Source organism: Tabrizicola sp. (genome assembly GCF_041911175.1).
In the GTDB taxonomy this organism is placed as follows: Bacteria; Pseudomonadota; Alphaproteobacteria; order Rhodobacterales; family Rhodobacteraceae; genus Tabrizicola.
This window is the reverse complement of the sequence record NZ_JAYRPN010000005.1, coordinates 12,593-33,544: the sequence shown is the minus strand read 5'-3', so window position 1 is coordinate 33,544 and position 20,952 is coordinate 12,593. Positions and strand designations below refer to the sequence as shown.

The window sequence follows — 20,952 nt, the reverse complement described above, 5'->3', positions numbered from 1 at the left end:
GATGACCCGACCCCGCGCCCGCGACCTTGGGCTGCCCTTTCCCGGCACGCCCGGCCCCCTGAACGCGATCACCGACGTGCCGGGCGTCGCCGTGGGCTTCTGCACGCTCACCGACCCCGCGAAGAAGATGCGCACCGGCGTCACCGCGATCCTGCCGCGCCCTGGGACCGAACCCCAGCCGGTCTGGGCCGGGCACTACGCGCTGAACGGCAACGGCGAGATGACGGGCACCCACTGGATCAACGACGCGGGCTATTTCCTGGGGCCGATCCTGATCACCAACACCCACGGCGTCGGCGCGGCCCATACCGGCGCGACCCGCTGGGTGGTCGGGCACTATGCCGACTACTTCGCCAATCACCACGCCTGGGCCATGCCGGTGGTGGCCGAAACCTATGACGGCGTCCTGAACGACATCAACGCGCTTTTCGTGCAACCCGAGCACGCCATCGCCGCACTGGAGGCCCGGAGCTTCGGCCCCGTTGCCGAAGGCTCCACCGGTGGCGGCAACGGGATGATCACCTACGAGTTCAAGGGCGGCACCGGCACCTCCTCCCGCCGGATCACGCTGGGCGGGCAGGACTATACCGTCGCCGCGCTGGTGCAGGCCAACCACGGCATCCGGCCCTGGCTGACCATCCTGGGCAAGCCGGTCGGCGAGCTGATCCCGGATGGCGCTTTCTACGGCACCGAAATGGGGTCGATCATCGTCATCCTCGCCACCGACGCGCCCCTCTCGGGCCTCGCGCTCCGCCAGCTGGCCAAGCGCGCCGCCCTCGGCATCGGCCGCGGCGGCACTCCGGGGGGCAACAACTCCGGCGACATCTTCCTCGCCTTCTCCACCGGCAACCCCGGCCCGATGCCGCAATTCGCCCCGCCCCTCACCGCCCGGCAGGAGCTGAACATCGAGCTGCTGGACGACCTCTACCTCGCCGCCGTCCAGTCTGTCGAAGAGGCCGTGGTCAACGCGATGGTCGCCGGGGAAGACGTGCCCACCGTCAAGCCCGAAGGCCGGACCTGCCGCGCACTCGACCACACCCGCCTGCGCGAGATCTTCGCGGGATAGTCGACTGGCGGGCCCACAAAGGACCGGCACCGCGGTCAGGCAAGTGACATGGCCGTCCGGAAACTGGCGGAAGCGGTGGGATTCGAACCCACGGTGGGGTTCCCCCCACGCTGGTTTTCAAGACCAGAGCCTTAAACCACTCGGCCACACTTCCCTGCACCTGCGGCCTGCGCCGGGGACAGCCCGGTTCGCATACCCGCCGGGCATCGATTCTGAAAGACCGCCTTTGCCGTCCCGGTCGGCGAAATCCGCGCATTGTGAAGGGGGGGCGCTGCCTCTGCCCTTCCCACCGCTTGCGCAAGGGGATATGCTCACACACAAGCAGGCGGCGCTGATGGGGAACAAGGGCGGTTCACGCCCGGGGCTTTCGGGCCTGAACCACAGGCAAGATCATGGGTAAGCGCGGCGTTTCAGACTGCGCGGTTCTGAGGGCGGAAGATGGCAAGAGCGGTTCTCCGGGATATCATTTTCGGGTTGGCCACCACGGGTCTGTTGATCGGCTGCGTCGAAGGTGGCGGCAAGACCGGCGATGCGGGCGGGACCGGCATGGTCGCCGCACCCGGCAAGAAGGCCGGCAACAAGGATGTCGAGGCGCCCGAGATCTTCCAGGCCACCGACAGCGCGCTCTGGGACGGGCGCCCCTCGCTTGGCGGCATCTGGGTCGCCTCGCCCGACGTGACCAATCCCGAACGGGTGCTGATGTTCAACCCGGCCACCGGCAAGTCGATCACCGGGGCGCTTTTCAAGCGCGAACGCGACAATCCCGGACCGAAGCTGCAGCTTTCCTCGGACGCCGCCGACGCGCTGGGGATCCTCGCCGGCCAGCCGACCGAGATCCGCGTGACGGCGCTGCGCAAGGAAGAGACCGCCGCACCGGTTGCCGCACCGGCGGTCGCCGATCCTGCGGCCAAGGATGGCGACGCCAAGAAGGGCGAGGCCGCCGCGATCGCCTCTGCCGCGCTCGACGCGGTCGATGCGGGCAAGCCCGCCGGCAAGGCCAAGGGCAAGGCCGCCGACCCCGCCAAGGGCGCGGACGCGACCGCCGCAGCCGCAGCCGCCGGAACCGCAGCCGTGGTCGCCGAAGGCGGCAGCGATGCCGCCGCCGCAACGGTCGACGCGACGCCGAAGAAGAAGACCTGGAAGGAACGCCGGGCCGAAGCCAAGGCCGCACGCGAGGCGAAGAAGAAAGCCGCCGCCGAAGCCAAGGCCGCCGCCGCTGCAACCGCTGCCGGAACCGCCGTTGCGACCGGGGGCGAAGCTCCGACCACCACGCCCGGTGCCGCAGCCGCCGCGGTTGCCCCCATCGAATCCGCGCCGCTCGACGCCCGCAAGCCCGAAGCGACTGCGCCCGCCGACACGAAGAAGTCGAAGCGCAAGGTTGTCGACGGCACCGCTGCCGCCGCTGCCCCCGCCGCCGTCGCGCCCGAGGCTCCCGCCGCGACCGGCCCGGCCCGGCCAATCCAGGTTGCCTCCTTCTCGAAAGAGGACAACGCCACCCGCGCCGCTGCGGCACTGGCCAAGATCGGCATCACGGCCACGCCGCAGAAATCCGAAAAGGGCGGCAATGCGGTCTGGGGCGTCATCGTCATGGGCGATGCGGCCATGCTGAAGAAGATCAAGGACGCCGGGTTCGCCGACGCCTATTTCCTGAAATGAAGGCCCGCTGAATGATCCGTCTCCGTCTTGCCCTGACCCTTCTCGCCTTCGTGCTGGCCGCCCTGCCCGCCCGCGCCTTCGAGACGGCCGCCACCGCCGCCTGGGTCTACGACATGACGACCGGCACCGTGCTGATGGACAAGAACGCCGACCAGCCGGTCCCCCCGGCCTCGATGTCGAAGCTCATGACCATCAACATGCTCTTCGAGGCGCTGAAGGATGGCCGCGTCACGATGGACACCACCTTCGCCGTCTCGGACCGCGCAGTGCAGATGACCCGCGACGGCGGCTCGACCATGATGCTGCAGCACACCGACCGGCCCACGGTGGAAGAGCTGATCCACGGCATGATCATCAACTCGGGCAACGACGCCTGCGTCGTGGTCGCCGAAGGCCTTGCGGGCACCGAAGACGCCTTTGCCGAGCTGATGACCAAGCGCGGCCCTGCCATCGGCCTCACTGCCTCGACCTTCGCCAACGCCTCCGGCTGGCCCGACCCGAACCACCGCATGTCGATGCGCGACCTCGGCATCCTCGGCAAGCGGCTGATCGAGGAATTCCCCGAATACTACCCGATCTTCGCCCAGACCGAATACAGCTACAAGGGCCGCTCGCCCGACAACCGCTTCAACCGCAACCCGCTGCTTGACCTCGGCATCGGCGCCGACGGGCTGAAGACCGGCCACACGTCAGAGGCGGGCTACGGCCTCGTCGGCTCGGCCAAGCAGGGCGACCGCCGGATCATCTTCGCCATCACCGGCCTCCCGTCGGACAAGGCCCGCGCCGAAGAGGCCGAGCGTATCGTCGGCTGGGCCTTCCGCCAGTTCTCGGAAAAGACCGTCGCCAAGGCGGGCGTCCGCGTCGCCGAGGCCGAGGTGCACCTGGGCGCCGCCGACACCGTGGGCCTCGTCCCGGCCGAGGATGTGAAGCTCCTCGTCCCCGCCCTCGTGCAGGACCAGCTCACCGCCGAGGTGGTCTACAACGGCCCCCTCCTCGCCCCCGTCGCCAAGGGTAGCGCGGTGGCCGAACTGATCATCCACGCCCCCGACCTCCCCGACCGCCGCGTGCCGCTGGTGGCCGAATCCGATGTCGGCACTGCGGGCTTCCTCAAGCGGGTCACGACGGCGGGACGCGTGCTCTACGGCCAGTATCTCGGGTCCCCGGCCTCCTGAATGCCCGGCCTCTTCCTCAGCCTCGAAGGCATCGACGGCTCCGGCAAGTCCACCCAAGGCCGTCGTCTGGCCGAAACCCTCCGCGCCCGGGGCCACACCGTCACCCTGACCCGCGAACCCGGCGGCAGCCCCGGCGCCGAGGAAATCCGCCGCCTCGTCCTCGAAGGCCATGTCGACCGCTGGTCGGCGGAAACCGAGATCCTGCTCTTCACCGCCGCCCGCCGCGACCATCTGGAAAAGACCATCCGCCCGGCGCTCGACCGGGGTGAGATCGTCATCACCGACCGTTTCGCAGACAGCACCCGCATTTTCCAGGGCATCACCCGCGGCGACCTGACCGACACCGTCGACCGCCTGCACCAGCTGATGATCGGGGTCGAACCCGACCTCACCCTGCTCTTCGACCTTGACCCTGCGATCGGCCTCTCCCGCGCCCATGCCCGCGCCGGCAAGGAACTCCGGTTCGAGGACATGGGCCTCGCCTTCCAGCAGAAGGCCCGCGCCGGGTTCCTCGCCCTCGCCGCCCGCCATGCCCACTTCCGCATCATCGACGCCGACGGCGACGAGGACACCGTGGCCGCGCGCGTCTGGGGCACCGTCAAGTCCCACCTGTAGGTCGGGGTTCACCCCGACTCCCACACCAACGCCTACCCGATCGCCCGGAACAGGTTGTCGTTGATCCGCCGTGCCATCGCGTTGAACGCCGGCAGATGCCCCGCCAGTTCCGCCTCCAGCCCCCGCGCGCGTTCCACCCCCAGCGCCTTCACCATGCTTGCCGCATATTCCGGCACAGCACTCCACTCCGCCACCGTGGCTGCGGTCATCTCGACATGGAACTGTATCCCCCAGGCCCGCGGCCCGACCCGCAGCGCCTGCACCGGACAGGCCGCATTCCCGGCCAGAACCACCCCGCCTTCCGGCAGGTGCTGCACCTCCGCCCCATGCCACTGGAAGGCCTGGACCTCGGCCCCGAAGCCCGCCAGCAGCGCATCGGCCCGCCCCGCCTCGGTCAGCCCGGTCGCCGTCACCCCCACCTCCGGCACCTCCATCCGTCCGACCTTGCCCCCCAATGCCTCGGCGAGCAGCTGATGCCCCAGGCAGATGCCGAAATAGGGCCGCCCAAGGTCGCGCACCCAGGTGCGGATCGCCGCCAACTCGGCCCGAAGCCAGGGATGCTGCGCCAGCTCCCAGACATCCATCGGCCCACCCATCACCGCCAACAGGTCAAAGCCCGCCAGATCCGGGATCGCCGCCCCCTCATCCAGCGCGACGACATGCACGCGATGCCCCGCCTCGCGCCAGAAATCCCGGAAGATACCGGGATGCTCGACGGCAAGATGCTGGAAGACAAGGATGTTCATCGGCGACTCCCTTCGGTCGACCCCATCTCAGCCCGGACTGCCCGCCCCGGTCAAGCCACCCCCGCCGCCCAGTGCCCCATCCGGCGCAGCGCGTGATCCCACCCGTAGGTCGGGCTTCAGCCCGACTCTCCCCGCCCCGACTCTCCCTTCCCGATCCTCACCCCGGCAGCATCGCCGGATTCCAGGCCACCTCCCATAGATGCCCGTCCGGGTCCTGAAAATATCCGGCATAGCCGCCATAGAACGTGTCCTGTGCTGGCTTGACCACCGAAGCTCCCGCCCGCCCCGCCGCCGCCATCACCGCATCCACTTCGCCGCGCTCCCGCACATTGTGCGCCAGCGCAAACCCGGTCGGACTGACCGGAGCCGCTTGAAGCCCGGTGTCGAACGCCAGATCCGCCTGCGCCCAAAGCGCCAGCCTCAACCCGCCCGCCAGCGGAAAGAAGGCCACCGCCCCATGCTCGAACTCCTGTCCGATGATGCCGTCCGTCGGCAGTTCCAGCCCGTCGCGGTAGAAGGCGACCGAGCGTTCCAGGTCAGAAACCCCCAATGTAATCAATGATATCCGTGGTTCCATGTCCATATCCCTCCATCGGCGCCTGCACCGCGCAAGCACCCCGAAGCCTTGGGCCGACGCCATCACGCCGGAAGGACCCGCTGGGAAAGCGGGGGCCGGGTCAACCTCCCCGACCTAACCTGTTTCAGACCCCGTCATGTTAGGCCCCTGGGCTGGACAGCGTCAACGCCTCGGATCGACTGAAATGGCTTTTCGCTACTTTCCGCCGCCGCAGGCGAAAATGCTGCAACGCAGCATTGCCTTCGGTCGTGACCTCTCCCCGCCTCATCCGCTCCCCGCTCCGAAGGCTTCCGCAAAGCCCGCTCTTCCCCTCCGTTCCCTGTAGCCCACAGCCCGTCCCGGTCCTCGTACGCCCCCGCCACAGGTTCCTTTCCCGCCCTCCTGCACAAGTCCCACGCCTCGGTAAACCTTTCCAAATCCTAAATGTCCGCGCGCAACTCCTTGATTCTAAACGTTCGAAAAATCTGTCCACCGTGGACACCTCCGACCCCCCTTCCCCTTCCCGCGCTCCCCGTGCAATCTCCCCGCATGGCCGCAACCGACCCGCTTCCCGACCCCGACCGTCTCGAAGGTGCCCCCCATCCCAGGGAGACCGCCACCCTCTTCGGCCACGCCGGGGCCGAGGCCGGGTTCCTGCAGGCCTTCACCTCCGGCCGCCTCCACCACGCCTGGATGCTGACCGGCCCGAAGGGGGTGGGCAAGGCCACCCTCGCCTGGCGCCTCGCCCGCTTCCTGCTGGCGACGCCCGAGGATGACGGCGGCATGTTCGCCGCGCCCCCGCCGACGACCCTCGACGTGGCCCCGGAGAACCCCGTCGCCCGCCGCCTCCTCCAGCTTGCCGAGCCGCGCCATTTCCTCCTCCGCCGCGCCCCGAACGACAAGGAAACCGCCCTTTCCCAGGTGATCTCGGTCGACGAGGTGCGAAAGATGAAGAGCTTCTTCGCCCTCACCGCCGCCGACGGTGGTCGCCGCACCGCGATCATCGACGCGGTCGACGAGATGAACCCCGCCGCCGCCAACGCGCTCCTGAAGCTCCTCGAAGAACCCCCGCCGAACGTCACGCTCTTCTTGATCGCCCACCAGCCCGCGCGCCTTCTTCCCACCATCCGCTCCCGCTGCCGCGAGCTGCGCCTCACCCCGCTCGCCCCGCAGGACCTCGCCGACGCCCTGACCCAGGCCGGCGGCGACATCGCCCCCGAGGACCGCACCGCGCTGGCCGAGCTTTCCGGCGGTTCGGTGGGCGAGGCCTTCCGCCTGACCAACCTCGACGGCCTGAAACTCTACGCCGCCCTCACCCGCCTCTTCTCCACCCTCCCGAGGCTCGACCGCCCCCAGGCCCTCGCCCTCGCGGAACTGGCAGGCGCACGCGGCGCCGCCGAGACCTTCGACCTCCTCGTCACCCTGATCGACCTCTTCCTCGCCCGCCTCGCCCGGTTCGGCGCGACCGGCCAGACCCCGCCCGAAGCCGCCCCGAACGAAGTCCAGCTCCTCCACCGCCTCGCCCCCCACCCGCAGGCCGCCCGTGCCTGGGCCGAGCTTGCCCAGACCCTCTCCGCCCGCGCCCGGCGCGGCAAGGCGGTCAACCTTGACCCTGCCGCGCTTCTGATGGATATGCTCCTGAAGGTCGACGAGACGGCGGGAAGCCTCGCCCTGAGGTAAGCCCGAATGTCCCCCACCCTGCCTGATCTGCCCGTCCTTCCAGACCTCGTCGACAGCCACTGCCACCTCGACTTCCCCGATCTCATCGACGAGACCGAGGCGATCCTCGCCCGCGCCAAGGCAGCCGGGGTGAACCGGATGGTCACGATCTGCACCCGGCTCAGGAACGAACCCAAGGTCCGCGCCCTTGCCGAGGCCCACCCGGAGATCTTCTACGCCGCCGGCATCCACCCGATGAGCGCGCATGAAGAACCCCCGGTGACGGTCGAGCAACTGGTCGCCTTCGCCCGCCACCCGAAATTCGTCGGCATCGGCGAGACGGGCCTCGACTATCACTACACGGCGGAGACGAAACCCATCCAGCAGACCAGCCTCCGCCTCCACATCGAGGCCGCACAGGAAACCGGCCTGCCGCTGATCATCCACTCCCGCGATGCGGATCAGGATATGGAGGCGATCCTTGCCGAGGGTATGGCGCGCCGTCCCTATTCCTGTGTCATGCACTGCTTCTCCTCCGGCCCCCGTCTGGCCGAGGCCGCGCTGGAGATGGGCTTCACCCTCTCGATCTCCGGCATCGCCGCCTTCCCGAAATCGCAGGACCTGCGCGACATTTTCGCCAGGACGCCGCTCGACCGGCTGATCCTGGAGACCGACAGCCCCTACCTCGCGCCCCCGCCCTTCCGCGGCAAGCGCAACGAACCGGCCTATGTCGCCCATACGGCCCGTGCGCTGGCCCCGGTCTTCGGCCTTGATCTCAACGACTTCGCGGCGATCACGACCGCCAACTTCGACCGGCTGTTCTCTCGCGCCGTCCGCCCGGCGAAGGCCGCCTGATGGCCAAGCTCACCTTCACCATCCTCGGCTGCGGCTCCTCAGGCGGCGTTCCCCGCCTCGGCGGCAACTGGGGCGACTGCGACCCCACGAACCCGAAGAACCGCCGCCGCCGCTGTTCGCTGCTCATCACCCGAGAGACCGGCGAAGGCACCACCCGCGTGCTGGTCGACACCTCGCCCGACATGCGCGAGCAACTGCTCGACGCGGGCGTCGGCGCGCTGGATGCAGTGATCTACACCCACAGCCATGCCGACCACATGCACGGCATCGACGACCTCCGCCAGGTGGTGTTCGCCCAGCGTCAGCGCCTGCCGGTCTGGGCCGACGGCCCGACGCAAGAGGCGCTGCTCTCGCGCTTCGGCTATGCCTTCGTCCAGCCCGAGGGCTCGCCCTACCCGCCGATCCTCGACCTCCACACCATCGACGGCCCCGTCACCATCACCGGCGCCGGCGGCCCCGTCACCCTGACCCCGTTCCGCGCCGACCACGGCAGCATGGACGCGCTCGGCTTCCGCAGCGGCCCGCTCGCCTACCTGCCCGACGCCGTCGACATCCCGGCGGAAAGCTGGCCGGTGCTGGAAGGCCTCGACTGCTGGATCGTCGACGCGCTGCGCCGCAAGCCGCACCCGACCCACGCCCATCTCGCCCTCACCCTCTCCTGGATCGCCCGTGCGAAACCGACCCGGGCCGTCATCACCAACATGCACATCGACCTCGACTACGAGGTGCTGAAGGCCGAGCTTCCCCCCCATATCACCCCCGCCTTCGACGGCATGACGATCACCTATGACAACCAGCCCTGATCCGGCGTTTTCATGCTGGCCAAAATATCCTGGGGGTCCGGGGGTGAAACCCCCGGTCCGACGCCCGGCATGAGCGCGCTTCTCGACGTCATCCTGCCGGTCTTCCTCGTCATCGGCTTCGGCTATGCCGCCGTCCGGGCCGGCTTCCTTGCCGAACCCGCCGTCGACGGCCTCATGCGCTTCGCCCAGAACTTCGCCGTTCCCTGCCTGCTCTTCCGCTCCATCGCCCAGCTTGACCTCTCGGCCGCCTACAACGCGGGCCTGATGACCAGCTTCTACACGGGGGCTTTCGCCGGGTTCTTCGCCTGCTTCCTGGGCGCGATGCTGGTCTTCCGCCGCGCCATGCCGGACGCCGTCTCGATCGGCTTCGCCGGGCTCTTCTCGAACTCGCTCCTCCTCGGCCTCGCGATCACCGAACGCGCCTATGGAACGCAAGCCCTGCAGGGCAACTACGCGATCATCTCGCTGCACGCGCCGATGCTCTACGGCTTCGGGATCGCGCTGATGGAATGGGCGCGGACCCGGGGGCATGGGTTGTCCGCCCCGGCGCTGCTGCGGCAGATCGGGCGGGCGATCCTGTCGCAGTCGCTGGTGATCGGGATCCTTCTCGGCTTCGCGGTGAACCTGGCGGGGAACCCGTTGCCGGGGTTCTTCTGGTCGGGGATCGACATGATCGCGAAATCGGCGATTCCGGTCGCGCTCTTCGGGCTCGGTGGCGTGCTGGTCCGCTACCGGATCGAGGGCGACATCGGGCCGGTGCTGATGGTGACCTTCGCCTCGCTGATCCTGCATCCCGGCGTGACCTGGCTGCTGGCCACGCAGGTCTTCCACCTGGCCACCCCGGAGCTGCGTTCGGCGGTGGTGACGGCGGCGATGGCGCCCGGCGTGAATGCCTACATGTTCGCCCATATGTATGGGGTGGGAAAGCGGGTGAATGCCTCGGCGGTGCTGGTGGCGACGGCGGCGTCGATCCTCACCGCCTGGGGCTGGCTGCACCTCTTGCCGTGAGCCTGTCCACGGTGGACAGATTTTCGAGGCCAATGAAATCAGCCACTTGGTTGTGGACGTTAGGGGTTTTTTAACACCTGGAGAAACCGCTCCTCGGTGACTTCGTCCCTCGTCGCTAGCTTAAGCGACGAGAAGCCGAAGGCGAACGAGGAGCCGCCGCTCAGCGCCCCGTCACGCCCCGCAGCCGGTCCGACCGGCGTCGCAGCAATTCGACCGTGGTCAAGAGCAGCACCGAGATCACCACGAGGATCGTCGCCACCGCCAGGATCGCCGGGGAAATCGCCTCGCGGATGCCGTTGAACATCTGGCGCGGGATGGTCTGCTGGTCGGGGCCGGCGATGAACAGCACCGCCACCACCTCGTCGAACGAGGTCACGAAGGCGAAGAGCGCACCCGAGATGATGCCGGGCAGGATCAAGGGCATGATCACCTTGAAGAAGGTGGTGCGCGGATTGGCCCCCAGCGAATGCGCGGCGCGGATCAGCGACTGGTCGAAGCCGGTCAGCGTCGCGGTCACGGTGATGATGACGAAGGGAATGCCCAGCACCGCATGGGCCATGATCACGCCCAGATGCGAGTTCGCCAGGCAGCCCTTGTCCGACAGGAAGACGCCGAAGATCGCCCCCATTGCCGAATCCGGCGCGACGCAGGCCTTGGCGAAGAAGAAGCTCATGCCCACCGCGATGATGATGATCGGCACGATCATGGGCGAGATCAAGAGCGCCATGATCAGGCGGCGATAGGGCATCTCGGGCCGCGACAGGCCAAGCGCGGCGATGGTGCCCAGCGTGGTGGCCAGGATCGTCGCCCAGAGCCCGATCCAGAACGAGTTCTTCGCCGCCTGCACCCAGGTCGCGCGCTCCCAGACCGTCGCCCACCAGCTGCTGTCGCGCACGGCGTCGGGCGTCGGGTGGCCCAGGGTCAAGAGCGTGTCATACCAGCGCAGCGCCCAGCCCGCCGGGTCGAAGGCCAGCATCTTCGGGGTGAAGGTGAAATAGGGCTCGGCGTTGAACGACAGCGGGATCACGATCAGGATCGGCGCGATCAGGAACAGGAACACCAGGGCGCAGATCACCAGGTAGGTGTAGTGCCAGACACGCTCCAGCGGCGAGGCATAGGTGGGAAGGGCCATGACGTTCTCCTTAACCCAGCTTCAGCCGGTCGATGCCGATCAGTCGGTCGTAGAGCCAGTACAAGAGCAGGATCGCCACCAGCAGCATCCCCGCGATGGCGGCGGCCAGCGACCAGTTCGACTTCGACATGTGGAAGCTGATCAGGTTCGAGATCAGCTGCCCGTCCGCGCCGCCGACCAGCGCCGGGGTGATGTAGTAACCCACGGCCAGGATGAAGACGAGAAGCGAGCCCGCGGCGATCCCCGGCAGGGTCTGCGGCAGGTAGACCCGGCGGAAGGTGGTCCAGCTGGTCGCACCCAGCGACCGCGCGGCGCGGGCATAGCTGGGCGGGATCACCCGCATCACCGAATACAAGGGCAGGATCATGAAGGGCAAAAGCACATGCGTCATCGCGACGATGGTGCCGGTCATGTTGTACATCATCGTCAACCGGCCATCCTCGCCGAGGAGGCCCAGGCCGACCAGCATGTCGTTGACGATCCCCTGTTCCTGCAACAACGCGATCCAGCTTGTCGTTCGCACCAGGAGCGAGGTCCAGAACGGCAGGAGGACGAGGATCATCAGCAGCGAGGACTTCGCCATCGGCAGGGTCGCCAGAAGATGCGAGACCGGGAAGGCGATCAACAGGCAGATCACCGTGATCAGGCCGGAAATCAGGAAGGTCTTGAAGAAGAGGTAGAGGTAGATCCGGTCCTTGTCGCCGCCGCGCGCCCAGCCGTCATCGGTCAGCTTGCGGTCGGCGGCGACCTGGTAGAATTCGGTGGTATAGGCGCTGGAGGCAGCCGACATGCCGCGCCACAGGGCGGGCTTGCCCCATTCCGGGTCGACCGCGAGGAGCGCATCCTTGAACGGCGCAACCAGGGTCTTGGCCTCGCGCGCGCCCTTCTTGAACAGCGAGATGGTGCCGGGCACCGTGTAGTTGATCCGGGTGCCCGCGATGCCGGTGGTCTTTTCGACCTGCATCCGGGCCAGGTCCTGCACCAGCGCGGCATAGGCCTCTTCCGGCGGGTTGGCCGGGTCGAAGCCGGGGTTCTCGGCGAACCAGGCGTCCAGCGCCGGGGCCGAGGCGGAGAAGCCGTCATGTTCGACCGACCGCTTCAGCATGTAGCCGATCGGGACCACGAAGGTGAGGAGGACGAAAAACAGCAGCGGCAGCACCAGCAGGAAGGCCCGGCGCTTGGCGCGCGACTGTGCGGCGGCAAGGGCTGCCTTCAGCGGTCGGCCATCGGCGGTGGTCAGAAGTTCGGTCGCGGCCTCGGCCATGTCTGCCTCGTCGAATGGAAAACGGGCGCGAGGGGTGGTCCCCCGCGCCCGAAAGGTCGGATTATTGCGACAGCCAGGCCTGGAAGCGCTCGTTCAGTTCGGAGTCATGGTCGACCCAGAACTCGGAGGAGGTTTCCAGCGCGTTGGTCATGTTCTCCGGCGAGGTGGGCAGGTTCGGACCCATGACGGTCTTGCCGTCCTTGAAGATCAGCTCTTCCTTCATCGCCGACTTGCGGGCCGGGCCGTAGGAGATCTGCTGGGCCGAGGCGCGCAGGCCCTCGGTCGAGGTCGCGAACTTCACGAACTCCATCGCGTCAGCCATGTTCGGGGCGCCCTTCGGCACGACGAACATTTCGTTTTCGTAGATCTGGCCGTCCCAGACGATCTTGAACGGCTTGCCCTCGTTCTGGGCAGCCGCGAAGATACGCCCGTTGTAGGCGGTGGTCATCGCGACTTCGCCGTCGGCCAGCAGTTGCGGCGCCTGGGCACCGGCTTCCCACCAGACGACATCCTTCTTGATGGTGTCGAGCTTGGCGAAGGCACGGTCAACGCCTTCCGGGGTCGAGAGCGTCGCGTAGACATCGGCCGGAGCCACGCCGTCGGCCATCAGCGCCAGTTCCAGGACGGCTTTCGCGCCCTTGCGCAGGCCGCGCTTGCCGGGGAACTTCTCGAGGTCGAAGAAGTCGGCGACCTTGGTCGGGCCTTCGGGGAACTTCGTCGAGTCATAGGCGAAGACGTTGGCCCAGATGTCGGTCGAGACGCCACATTCGGTGACGGCGCCCTTCAGGAAGTCATCGGCCGCCGGCGTGCCATCGGACCCCGCCGGAAGCGCGGCGGCGTCGATCGGCTCCAGGATGCCTTCGTCGCACAGACGCACGGCGTCGGCATACTGGACCGAGGCGACGTCGACGGTGACGTTGCCCGCTTCGACCATCGCCTTGATCGGCGTCGCCGGGTTGTCGCTGTCGACCATGACCGTGGGCTTGCCGGTGGCCGCGACGAACGGCTTCACGAAGGCTTCGGTCTGGGCTTCGCCGTAGGCGCCGCCCCAGGACATCACCGTGATGTCGGCATGGGCCGCGAAGGCCAGCGACGACAGCGCGGTGGACAGGATAAGGATCTTCTTCATGCAGTTGCTCCCATGTTGAGGTTCTTCTTTTCGTCTTGGCCCTGCGTGACCGGGCAAGGCGGGTATCAAGGGTCCAGCGCGCGGGCATCCTGGGGATGCCAGCCCACCTTGATCTTCTGGCCGGGGGTCAGTTTCGTCTGCCCCAGCGTGTTGCGCATCTTCATCACGAAGTCGTCGGACCCCGCGACCTTGAGGACCGCGCGCAGGATGTCGCCCATGTAGATGATCTCGACCACTTCGGCCTCGATGGAATGGGCGCCCTGCGGCATCATCTCGGGCTTGAACTCCACCCGTTCGGGGCGGATCGAGACCAGCGTCTTGCCGCCCTTTTCCTTGACGTTGACCGGGGTGGCGTCGATCAGCTCGCCCGTGGCCAGCCGGACCAGCGCCTTGTCGCCGGTCAGCTCCTCGATCGTGCCGGGCAGCTTGTTGTTCTCGCCGATGAACTGGGCGACGAAGCTGTTTTCCGGCCGTTCGTAGAGGTCGGCCGGGGGCGCGAGCTGCTGGATGCGGCCGTCGTTGAAGACGGCGACGCGGTCCGACATGGTCAGCGCCTCGCCCTGGTCGTGGGTGACGTAGACCACGGTGATGCCAAGGTTTTCGTGCAGGTGCTTGATCTCGAACTGCATGTGTTCGCGCAGCTGCTTGTCCAGCGCGCCGAGCGGTTCGTCCATCAGCACGAGCTTGGGATCGAAGACCAGGGCGCGCGCAAGGGCGATCCGCTGCTGCTGGCCGCCGGACAGCTGCGCCGGGCGGCGGTTGGCGAAGGCGCCCATCTGCACCATGTCGAGCGCGCGCTTGATCTTCTTCTCACGCTCGTCCTTGCCCATGCCGCGCACTTCCAGCGGGAAGGCCAGGTTCTCACCCACCGTCATGTGCGGGAAAAGCGCGTAGTTCTGGAACACCATGCCGATGCCGCGCTTGTGCGGCGGGACCTGGTTGATGTTCACGCCATCCAGCTTGATCTCGCCATGCGTCGCGGTCTCGAACCCCGCCAGCATCATCAGGCAGGTCGTCTTGCCCGAGCCGGAGGGCCCGAGCATGGTCAGGAACTCGCCCTTCGCGATGGAAAGGTTCAGGTCCTTCACGACCAGGCTCACGCCATCATAGCTTTTCTGGACGTGCTCAAACGCGACGAAAGCGTCGTTGCGGGGCTCAACCGTCACCCGTGTCTCCCTGATGTCTTGGGCGCTTTGCGCCTTCTGGCTTGATTCGATTAAACCGAAACGTGACCCCCATTGCAACGCACATTTTCGACCGGAAAGGGTCAATTTGCGGCAGTCACGGCCGGATATGCGGCAGGCGGGAAAATCGCGCAGATTGCCGCCTTTCCGCAGTCGTTCTGCCTGCGCCGCAGGCAAGAAAGGGAAAAAATCCGGCGCCGGATTGCAGCCCCAAAGGCGAAGGGCGCGGAGGTTTCCCCCCGCGCCCTTCGGCTTCCGTCAGACCCTGGTGCGGATGAAAAGACTCGAACTTTCACTCCGGTTAAGGAACAGCGACCTCAACGCTGCGCGTCTACCAATTCCGCCACATCCGCACGGGGTCTGGTTTCGGACATGGGCTATCTAGCGACAGTCGCGCAGGATGAAAAGGGGCATTTTCACCCTCGCGCCCGCCCCGCTGCTCCTCCGGTCGATCCACCCTGTCGCTTCCGGGCCGCGCCGCCTATATGGGGATCAGCACTCCCGGCTTCAGGCGGAAACGGCAGATCATGGTCGACTGGACCCATATCCCGGGGCTCGCCCCCTACCCCGAGACGCTGGCCGCGATGGAGGCGCATGTCGCGGCCATGAACGCCGGAACCGCTGGCGAGGCGATCTGGCTGCTGGAACACCCGCCGCTCTATACCGCAGGAACCTCGGCCCGGCCTGCCGACCTTGTCGATCCCGACCGATTCCCGGTCTATCCGGTCGGGCGCGGCGGGCAGTACACCTATCACGGCCCGGGTCAGCGGGTGATCTACTGCATGCTCGACGTCAAGGCGCGGGGCGGCGACGTGCGCTGCTTCGTGCGCGAGCTGGAACGCTGGGTCATCGACACCCTGGCCGAGTTCAACGTGACCGGAGAGATTCGCGACGGCCGTGTCGGGGTGTGGGTGCAGCGCCCCGACCGCCCCGGCCCCGATGGAAAGCCCGCCGAGGACAAGATCGCCGCCCTCGGCATCAAGCTGCGCCGCTGGGTCAGCTTCCACGGCATTTCCATCAACGTCGAGCCGGACCTCGCGCATTTCGACGGAATCATCCCCTGCGGCATCCGCGACCACGGCGTGACCAGCCTGGTCGACCTTGGCCTGCCGGTGACGATGGCCGACCTCGACGCCGCCCTGAGGACGACCTTCCCGCGCCGGTTCCAGGGCACCTGCCCCGCCCCGGATGCGGCCTAGCAGCAAGATGCTATTGCATATCAAGCGGTCTCGCCCCCATGTTCGCCGCATGGAAGCCGCGATGCGCGCTCCTAATCATGAGAGGACACCATGACGAAGTTCATCCTTCTTGCCGTCGCCTCCGTTGCCCTGGCGGCCCCTGCCTTCGCAGGCGACCCGGCCGCCGGCGAGAACACGTTCAAGAAGTGCAAGGCCTGCCATTCGATCATCGCCCCGACGGGACCGAGATCCAGAAGGGCGGCAAGACCGGCCCGAACCTCTATGGCGTGATCGGTCGCGCCGTGGCTTCGGACCCCGACTTCAAATACGGCGACGGGATCCTTGCGGTGGGCGCCACCGGCGCGGTCTGGGACGAGGCCTCGCTGGCGACCTATGTCGCCGACCCGACGGCCTGGATCGACGAGAAGAGCGGCGACGCCTCGGCCAAGTCGAAGATGTCGTTCAAGCTCGCCTCGGGCGGCGAAGACGTGGCGGCCTATCTCGCCTCGGTCGCGAAGTAGGCCCGCTGCCTGCAGACAGATGCAAGGGCGCGGTCCCCGCCGGGGCTGCGCCCTTTGCTTTTTCACCGGAATTTCTGCCCTCCGTGGCAAAGTCATGCATTGCGACCTTTCTCCCACGGGGCTAAGACGGGAGCACAAGGGAAACCGCGCGGGCCTTCGGGCGCGTGAACGGGCAAGCGAAAACCAAGACCAAAACGACCAAAGCGGGAGCAGCCACATGGCGGACGCAGCCATCCACGGCCACGAACACCACAGACCCGGGTTCTTCACCCGCTGGTTCATGTCGACCAACCACAAGGACATCGGGATCCTCTATCTGTTCGTCGGCGGCGCCGTCGGCCTGATCTCGGTCCTGTTCACCGTCTACATGCGGCTCGAGCTGATGGAGCCGGGCGTGCAGTACATGTGCCAGGAAGGCGCGCGCTTCATCGCCTCCAGCGATGTCTGCACCCCGAACGGACATCTGTGGAACGTGATGATCACCTATCACGGCGTCCTGATGATGTTCTTCGTGGTCATTCCGGCGCTCTTCGGCGGCTTCGGCAACTACTTCATGCCGCTGCAGATCGGCGCGCCGGACATGGCCTTCCCGCGGATGAACAACCTGTCGTTCTGGCTTTATGTCGCCGGGACCTCGCTTGGCGTCGCCTCGCTGCTGTCGCCGGGCGGCGGCGGCGATCTCGGGTCGGGCGCGGGCGTGGGCTGGGTGCTGTACCCGCCGCTGACCACCACGGCGGAAGGCGGCTACGCGATGGACCTCGCGATCTTCGCCGTCCACCTGTCGGGCGCCTCGTCGATCCTTGGCGCGATCAACATGATCACCACCTTCCTGAACATGCGCACCCCCGGCATGACCCTGCACAAGGTGCCGCTGTTCAGCTGGTCGATCTTCGTCACCGCCTGGATGATCCTGCTGGCCCTGCCGGTGCTGGCCGGCGCGATCACCATGCTGCTGACCGACCGCAACTTCGGGACCACCTTCTTCACCCCCTCGGGTGGCGGCGACCCGATCCTCTACCAGCACATCCTGTGGTTCTTCGGCCACCCGGAAGTCTACATCATCATCATCCCGGCCTTCGGGATCGTCTCCCAGGTCATCGCGACCTTCTCGAAGAAGCCGATCTTCGGCTACCTGCCGATGGTCTATGCGATGGTGGCGATCGGGGTCCTCGGCTTCGTCGTCTGGGCCCACCACATGTACACCGTCGGCATGTCGCTGACCCAGCAGAGCTACTTCATGCTGGCGACGATGGTGATCGCGGTGCCGACCGGGGTGAAGATCTTCTCCTGGATCGCGACGATCTGGGGCGGGTCGGTGGAGTTCAAGACCCCGATGCTGTGGGCCTTCGGCTTCCTGTTCCTCTTCACCGTCGGCGGCGTGACCGGGATCGTGCTGAGCCAGGCTCCGGTCGACCGGGCCTACCATGACACCTACTATGTGGTCGCGCACTTCCACTATGTGATGTCGCTGGGCGCCGTGTTCGGGATCTTCGCCGGGGTCTATTTCTGGATCGGCAAGATGTCGGGCCGTCAGTACCCGGAATGGGCGGGCAAGCTGCACTTCTTCATGATGTTCATCGGCTCGAACCTGACCTTCTTCCCGCAGCACTTCCTGGGTCGCCAGGGCATGCCGCGCCGCTACATCGACTACCCGGAGGCCTTCGCCTACTGGAACTGGTTCTCCTCGATCGGCGCCTTCCTTTCCTTCGCGTCCTTCGTGTTCTTCATCGGCATCGTGGTCTACACCCTGACGCGCGGCGCGAAGATCACCCAGAACAACTACTGGAACGAATACGCCGACACCCTGGAATGGACCCTGCCCTGCCCGCCGCCCGAACACACGTTCGAGCAGCTGCCGAAGCAGTCCGACTGGGATCACAGCCACGCGCACTAAGCGCCTGACCTGACCAGGGGCCCCGGGCTGCAGATGCACCCGGGGCCCTCTTCTTTTGGGTGGAAGGCCTGCCGGAATGCGGATCGTCGTCTTTCTCGTCACGCTCGTCGTCCTGGCCTTCGTCGGCTACGTCGCGATCAGCGGCTACTTCCTGGCCCATGCCACCGCGAGCCTGCTGAAAAGCGGTCCGATGGCCACGGCGCTGTCCAGCCTCGAACCTCCGACCGATCCACTTGCGCCCGGTTACCGGGGCGATCCGACCGCGGCCCTGTCGCTGCCCTTCGACATCGTCGCCCTCGACACGGAACTCGGCCCGGCCGAGGCCTGGCTTGTCCCGGCCACTGCCGCCGAGGCGGGCCGCGCGATCTATGTCCACGGCATTGCCGGCGCGCGCGAGGACGGCTACCGGGCGCTCACGATCCTGCACGAGGCGGGCTGGTCCGTCCTTCTGATCAGCTACCGCAACGATCCCGACGCTCCGCCCGCGCCGGAGGGGAGCTACGGCTTCGGCCTGACCGAATGGCCCGACCTCGAAGCCGCCGTCACGAAGATGGCGCCTGGCGACGGCGACCGGGTGCTGGTCGTTGCCGATTCGATGGGCGCGGCGATCCTCGGTCAGTTCCTCGCCCACAGCCCGGCCGCGCCCCGCGTGCAGGCGGTGGCGCTCGACAGCCCGGCGATCAGCTTCGGCGCCATGATCGACCAGATGGCGACCGAGGGCGGCAAGCCCCTGCCCGGTCTTGTCGCCTGGACCGCGAAACAGATCCTCCGCTTCAAGACCTCGCTGCCGCTCGCCCAGGCCGAGGTCGCGACCCCCTTCGTCGCCTTCCCCGGCCCGATGTTCCTGGCGCACGGCTCGGCTGACCGCATCACCCCCATCGGCCCCGCGCAGGCGCTGGCCGCCGCCCGCACCGCCCCCACCGTCACCCTCTGGACCGGGGCCGATGACCTCGGCTCCTATGCCGAGGACCCGGAGGCCTACAGGGCCGCCTTCAAGGACTTCCTCTCCCGCCTCGCGCCCTGACCCATGCCCTACGAATGGCTTCCCCCAAGGGACGGCGAACAGCGTCTGCATCTCTGGCCGCACCGCTCGCTTTCCCAGCGCGGCTTTGTCGGCTTCGTCGGCCTCACCGCCGCGCTGATTGCCCTGCCGCTTCTCGCCCATCTCGGCAGCCCGGTGCTCTGGGCTCTGCTGCCGTTCCTGCTGGTGACGATCTGGGGCATCTGGTTCGCGCTGAGGAAGAACGGCCGCGACCGCGACATCGTCGAGGACCTGTCGCTCACCCCCGACCGCATCACCCTTGTCCGCCACGGGCCGAAGGGCCAGCGGCAGGACTGGGAGGCGAACCCCTACTGGCTGCGCGTGACCCTGCACGAGACCGGCGGCCCGGTGCCGAACTACCTGACGCTGAAGGGCGAGGGCCGCGAGGTGGAACTGGGCTCCTTCCTGTCGGAAGAGGAGCGCGTCGCCCTGCGCTGGGAGCTGCAGGACCAGCTTCGCGCCCTGCGCTGACGTGACCACTGTCGCGCCGAGAAGGGGTGCAGCATCATAGGCATGCCCCCCGACCGCAGGTACGCGATGTCCCGACCGACGCCCCGCTGGACCCGCCCCGCAGCCCTCGCCGCCGCCGTGTTCGGAGCGCTGACGATCCTCAGCGGCGGCCTTGTTCTCTTCGGCACCGAAGCGGCGCGACAGGCCGCCGGGAACGCCGTGCCCTTCGTGGTGATTTTCAACACCGCTGCGGGCTTCGCCTACCTCGTCGCCGCGGCGGCGCTCTGGCGGAACCATCCCTCGGCCCGCTGGATCGCGCTGGCCATCGGCCTTTCCACGCTGGCCGTGCTTGCCGGTTTCGTGCTCGTTGCGCTGACCGGCACTCCGGTGGAACCCCGCACCGCCATCGCGCTGCCAGTCCGCGCGGGGTTCTGGCTGGCCATTGCCTGGGCCACGGACCGCCAGGCCCGCCTTTGACAACGGTCCACGCCTGCCATCCGTCGGGAAGGCCTACCCCAGCCGCGCCTTGACCAGCGCGCCGACTGCGCCGAAATCCATCTGGCCGGTGTAGCGCGCCTTCAGGGCCGCCATCACCTTGCCCACGTCGCGAATGCTGGCGGCCCCGGTCTCGGCCACCGCCGCATCGACCGCCGCCGCGACCTCGGCCTGGTCCATCTGGCGCGGCAGGAATTCCTGGATCACCCCGATTTCCGCCAGTTCCTTCTCGGCCAGCTCCAGCCGCCCGCCCTCTTCATAGGCGCGGGCCGATTCCTGGCGCTGCTTCACCATCTTGCCCATGATCTGCAGGATTTCCGGCTCGCCGACCTCGCCCCCGTCCGCCTCGCCCCGGACGGCGATCTCGCGGTCCTTGATGGCGGCGTTGATCAGGCGCAGCGTCGAGAGCCTTGCCGCCTCCTTCGCCTTCATGGCCTCTTTCAGGGCCGTCTGCAGACGGTCGCGCAACAGCATGGTCGGTCTTTCCGGTCGTTTCCCCAAGTTCGCGACATTACCCCGAACCGCCG

The 20,952-nt window shown here is 67.5% G+C and carries 20 protein-coding genes, 2 tRNA genes and 1 pseudogene; 14 read left to right on the top strand and 9 right to left on the bottom strand.

What is annotated here, in order from left to right:
* The first annotated feature begins 1 nt into the window (after nt 1).
* Entirely contained in the window at nt 2-1,066 is a 1,065-nt protein-coding gene (locus ACE3P6_RS00465) for a P1 family peptidase (protein WP_374390993.1), read from the top strand.
* Nucleotides 1,067-1,130: 64 nt separating this feature from the next.
* On the opposite strand, the gene ACE3P6_RS00460 is transcribed toward ACE3P6_RS00465, so the two are convergent.
* Nucleotides 1,131-1,220 (bottom strand) — tRNA-Ser (locus tag ACE3P6_RS00460).
* Nucleotides 1,221-1,540: 320 nt separating this feature from the next.
* On the opposite strand from ACE3P6_RS00460, the gene ACE3P6_RS00455 reads away from it, so the two are divergent.
* Genes ACE3P6_RS00455 through tmk form a run of 3 tightly spaced genes read left to right on the top strand, consistent with a single transcriptional unit; the run spans nt 1,541 to nt 4,509 of the window.
* Nucleotides 1,541-2,722 carry an SPOR domain-containing protein gene (locus ACE3P6_RS00455; protein ID WP_374390991.1) on the top strand — a complete coding sequence of 394 codons (1,182 nt, stop codon included), beginning with the start codon at nt 1,541-1,543 and terminating at the stop codon, nt 2,720-2,722.
* Between the two features lie 11 nt (nt 2,723-2,733).
* Nucleotides 2,734-3,894: a D-alanyl-D-alanine carboxypeptidase family protein gene (locus ACE3P6_RS00450; protein WP_374390989.1), complete on the top strand. Its 1,161-nt coding sequence runs from the start codon at nt 2,734-2,736 to the stop codon at nt 3,892-3,894.
* Nucleotides 3,895-4,509: a dTMP kinase gene (gene tmk / locus ACE3P6_RS00445; RefSeq protein ID WP_374390987.1), complete on the top strand. Its 615-nt coding sequence runs from the start codon at nt 3,895-3,897 to the stop codon at nt 4,507-4,509.
* Nucleotides 4,510-4,541: 32 nt separating this feature from the next.
* Here the strand turns inward: tmk and ACE3P6_RS00440 are convergent, their stop codons facing one another.
* Both ACE3P6_RS00440 and ACE3P6_RS00435 read right to left on the bottom strand, forming a co-directional pair.
* Nucleotides 4,542-5,255 (bottom strand): type 1 glutamine amidotransferase, encoded by a 714-nt coding sequence (locus ACE3P6_RS00440; RefSeq protein WP_374390985.1) that lies wholly within the window; start codon nt 5,253-5,255, stop codon nt 4,542-4,544.
* A gap of 157 nt (nt 5,256-5,412) precedes the next feature.
* Nucleotides 5,413-5,832: a VOC family protein gene (locus tag ACE3P6_RS00435; protein WP_374390983.1), complete on the bottom strand. Its 420-nt coding sequence runs from the start codon at nt 5,830-5,832 to the stop codon at nt 5,413-5,415.
* A gap of 528 nt (nt 5,833-6,360) precedes the next feature.
* Between ACE3P6_RS00435 and ACE3P6_RS00430 the strand changes: the two genes are divergently transcribed.
* From ACE3P6_RS00430 to ACE3P6_RS00415, 4 genes are all read left to right on the top strand, one after another.
* The gene (locus ACE3P6_RS00430; protein WP_374390981.1) at nt 6,361-7,491 is read left to right on the top strand and encodes a DNA polymerase III subunit delta'; all 1,131 of its coding nucleotides are present in this window, start codon (nt 6,361-6,363) and stop codon (nt 7,489-7,491) included.
* Between the two features lie 6 nt (nt 7,492-7,497).
* Nucleotides 7,498-8,325, top strand: coding sequence for a TatD family hydrolase (locus tag ACE3P6_RS00425; protein WP_374390979.1), 828 nt, complete (start codon nt 7,498-7,500; stop codon nt 8,323-8,325).
* Entirely contained in the window at nt 8,325-9,128 is an 804-nt protein-coding gene (locus ACE3P6_RS00420; RefSeq protein WP_374390977.1) for an MBL fold metallo-hydrolase, read from the top strand. Before ACE3P6_RS00425 ends, ACE3P6_RS00420 begins: the two co-directional genes overlap by 1 nt.
* Before the next feature lie 69 nt (nt 9,129-9,197).
* Nucleotides 9,198-10,136 carry an AEC family transporter gene (locus ACE3P6_RS00415; protein ID WP_374390975.1) on the top strand — a complete coding sequence of 313 codons (939 nt, stop codon included), beginning with the start codon at nt 9,198-9,200 and terminating at the stop codon, nt 10,134-10,136.
* A gap of 160 nt (nt 10,137-10,296) precedes the next feature.
* On the opposite strand, the gene ACE3P6_RS00410 is transcribed toward ACE3P6_RS00415, so the two are convergent.
* The 5 genes from ACE3P6_RS00410 to ACE3P6_RS00390 form a co-directional block, all read right to left on the bottom strand.
* Complete coding sequence (locus ACE3P6_RS00410) at nt 10,297-11,268, bottom strand: ABC transporter permease (protein WP_374390973.1); 972 nt, start codon at nt 11,266-11,268, stop codon at nt 10,297-10,299.
* 10 nt (nt 11,269-11,278) lie between these two features.
* Nucleotides 11,279-12,532 carry an ABC transporter permease gene (locus ACE3P6_RS00405; protein WP_374390971.1) on the bottom strand — a complete coding sequence of 418 codons (1,254 nt, stop codon included), beginning with the start codon at nt 12,530-12,532 and terminating at the stop codon, nt 11,279-11,281.
* A gap of 61 nt (nt 12,533-12,593) precedes the next feature.
* A complete protein-coding gene (locus ACE3P6_RS00400) occupies nt 12,594-13,661 on the bottom strand; it encodes an ABC transporter substrate-binding protein (RefSeq protein WP_374374799.1) in 1,068 nt (355 codons plus the stop codon).
* A gap of 65 nt (nt 13,662-13,726) precedes the next feature.
* Entirely contained in the window at nt 13,727-14,827 is a 1,101-nt protein-coding gene (locus tag ACE3P6_RS00395; protein ID WP_374374803.1) for an ABC transporter ATP-binding protein, read from the bottom strand.
* 284 nt (nt 14,828-15,111) lie between these two features.
* Nucleotides 15,112-15,198, bottom strand: a tRNA-Leu gene (locus ACE3P6_RS00390).
* A 132-nt stretch (nt 15,199-15,330) separates the two neighbouring features.
* On the opposite strand from ACE3P6_RS00390, the gene lipB reads away from it, so the two are divergent.
* The 6 genes and pseudogenes from lipB to ACE3P6_RS00360 all read left to right on the top strand — a co-directional run bounded on the left by lipB (nt 15,331) and on the right by ACE3P6_RS00360 (nt 20,407).
* Entirely contained in the window at nt 15,331-16,044 is a 714-nt protein-coding gene (gene lipB, locus ACE3P6_RS00385; protein ID WP_374390969.1) for a lipoyl(octanoyl) transferase LipB, read from the top strand.
* A gap of 90 nt (nt 16,045-16,134) precedes the next feature.
* Nucleotides 16,135-16,544 (top strand): annotated as a pseudogene (locus ACE3P6_RS00380) (cytochrome c family protein).
* Nucleotides 16,545-16,761: 217 nt separating this feature from the next.
* Nucleotides 16,762-18,438, top strand: a complete 1,677-nt coding sequence (locus tag ACE3P6_RS00375) for a cytochrome c oxidase subunit 1 (RefSeq protein WP_374390967.1) — start codon at nt 16,762-16,764, stop codon at nt 18,436-18,438.
* Nucleotides 18,439-18,514: 76 nt separating this feature from the next.
* Nucleotides 18,515-19,462: an alpha/beta hydrolase gene (locus ACE3P6_RS00370; protein WP_374390965.1), complete on the top strand. Its 948-nt coding sequence runs from the start codon at nt 18,515-18,517 to the stop codon at nt 19,460-19,462.
* A gap of 3 nt (nt 19,463-19,465) precedes the next feature.
* Nucleotides 19,466-19,951, top strand: coding sequence for a DUF2244 domain-containing protein (locus tag ACE3P6_RS00365; RefSeq protein WP_374390963.1), 486 nt, complete (start codon nt 19,466-19,468; stop codon nt 19,949-19,951).
* A gap of 66 nt (nt 19,952-20,017) precedes the next feature.
* Complete coding sequence (locus ACE3P6_RS00360; protein WP_374390961.1) at nt 20,018-20,407, top strand: hypothetical protein; 390 nt, start codon at nt 20,018-20,020, stop codon at nt 20,405-20,407.
* 33 nt (nt 20,408-20,440) lie between these two features.
* Here ACE3P6_RS00360 and ACE3P6_RS00355 read toward each other — a convergent pair whose 3' ends face one another.
* Entirely contained in the window at nt 20,441-20,899 is a 459-nt protein-coding gene (locus tag ACE3P6_RS00355) for a GatB/YqeY domain-containing protein (protein WP_374390959.1), read from the bottom strand.
* Between the last annotated feature and the right edge of the window lie 53 nt (nt 20,900-20,952).

Coding starts and splice junctions, on each gene's coding strand:
- ACE3P6_RS00400 (WP_374374799.1), bottom strand. CDS start 13,661: ATGAAGAAGATCCTTATCCTGTCCACCGCGCTGTCGTCGCTGGCCTTC.
- ACE3P6_RS00440 (WP_374390985.1), bottom strand. CDS start 5,255: ATGAACATCCTTGTCTTCCAGCATCTTGCCGTCGAGCATCCCGGTATC.
- lipB (WP_374390969.1), top strand. CDS start 15,331: ATGGGGATCAGCACTCCCGGCTTCAGGCGGAAACGGCAGATCATGGTC.
- ACE3P6_RS00450 (WP_374390989.1), top strand. CDS start 2,734: ATGATCCGTCTCCGTCTTGCCCTGACCCTTCTCGCCTTCGTGCTGGCC.
- ACE3P6_RS00430 (WP_374390981.1), top strand. CDS start 6,361: ATGGCCGCAACCGACCCGCTTCCCGACCCCGACCGTCTCGAAGGTGCC.
- ACE3P6_RS00355 (WP_374390959.1), bottom strand. CDS start 20,899: ATGCTGTTGCGCGACCGTCTGCAGACGGCCCTGAAAGAGGCCATGAAG.
- ACE3P6_RS00425 (WP_374390979.1), top strand. CDS start 7,498: ATGTCCCCCACCCTGCCTGATCTGCCCGTCCTTCCAGACCTCGTCGAC.
- ACE3P6_RS00420 (WP_374390977.1), top strand. CDS start 8,325: ATGGCCAAGCTCACCTTCACCATCCTCGGCTGCGGCTCCTCAGGCGGC.
- ACE3P6_RS00370 (WP_374390965.1), top strand. CDS start 18,515: ATGCGGATCGTCGTCTTTCTCGTCACGCTCGTCGTCCTGGCCTTCGTC.
- ACE3P6_RS00410 (WP_374390973.1), bottom strand. CDS start 11,268: ATGGCCCTTCCCACCTATGCCTCGCCGCTGGAGCGTGTCTGGCACTAC.
- ACE3P6_RS00365 (WP_374390963.1), top strand. CDS start 19,466: ATGCCCTACGAATGGCTTCCCCCAAGGGACGGCGAACAGCGTCTGCAT.
- ACE3P6_RS00435 (WP_374390983.1), bottom strand. CDS start 5,832: ATGGAACCACGGATATCATTGATTACATTGGGGGTTTCTGACCTGGAA.
- ACE3P6_RS00375 (WP_374390967.1), top strand. CDS start 16,762: ATGGCGGACGCAGCCATCCACGGCCACGAACACCACAGACCCGGGTTC.
- ACE3P6_RS00360 (WP_374390961.1), top strand. CDS start 20,018: ATGTCCCGACCGACGCCCCGCTGGACCCGCCCCGCAGCCCTCGCCGCC.
- ACE3P6_RS00465 (WP_374390993.1), top strand. CDS start 2: ATGACCCGACCCCGCGCCCGCGACCTTGGGCTGCCCTTTCCCGGCACG.
- ACE3P6_RS00415 (WP_374390975.1), top strand. CDS start 9,198: ATGAGCGCGCTTCTCGACGTCATCCTGCCGGTCTTCCTCGTCATCGGC.
- ACE3P6_RS00405 (WP_374390971.1), bottom strand. CDS start 12,532: ATGGCCGAGGCCGCGACCGAACTTCTGACCACCGCCGATGGCCGACCG.
- tmk (WP_374390987.1), top strand. CDS start 3,895: ATGCCCGGCCTCTTCCTCAGCCTCGAAGGCATCGACGGCTCCGGCAAG.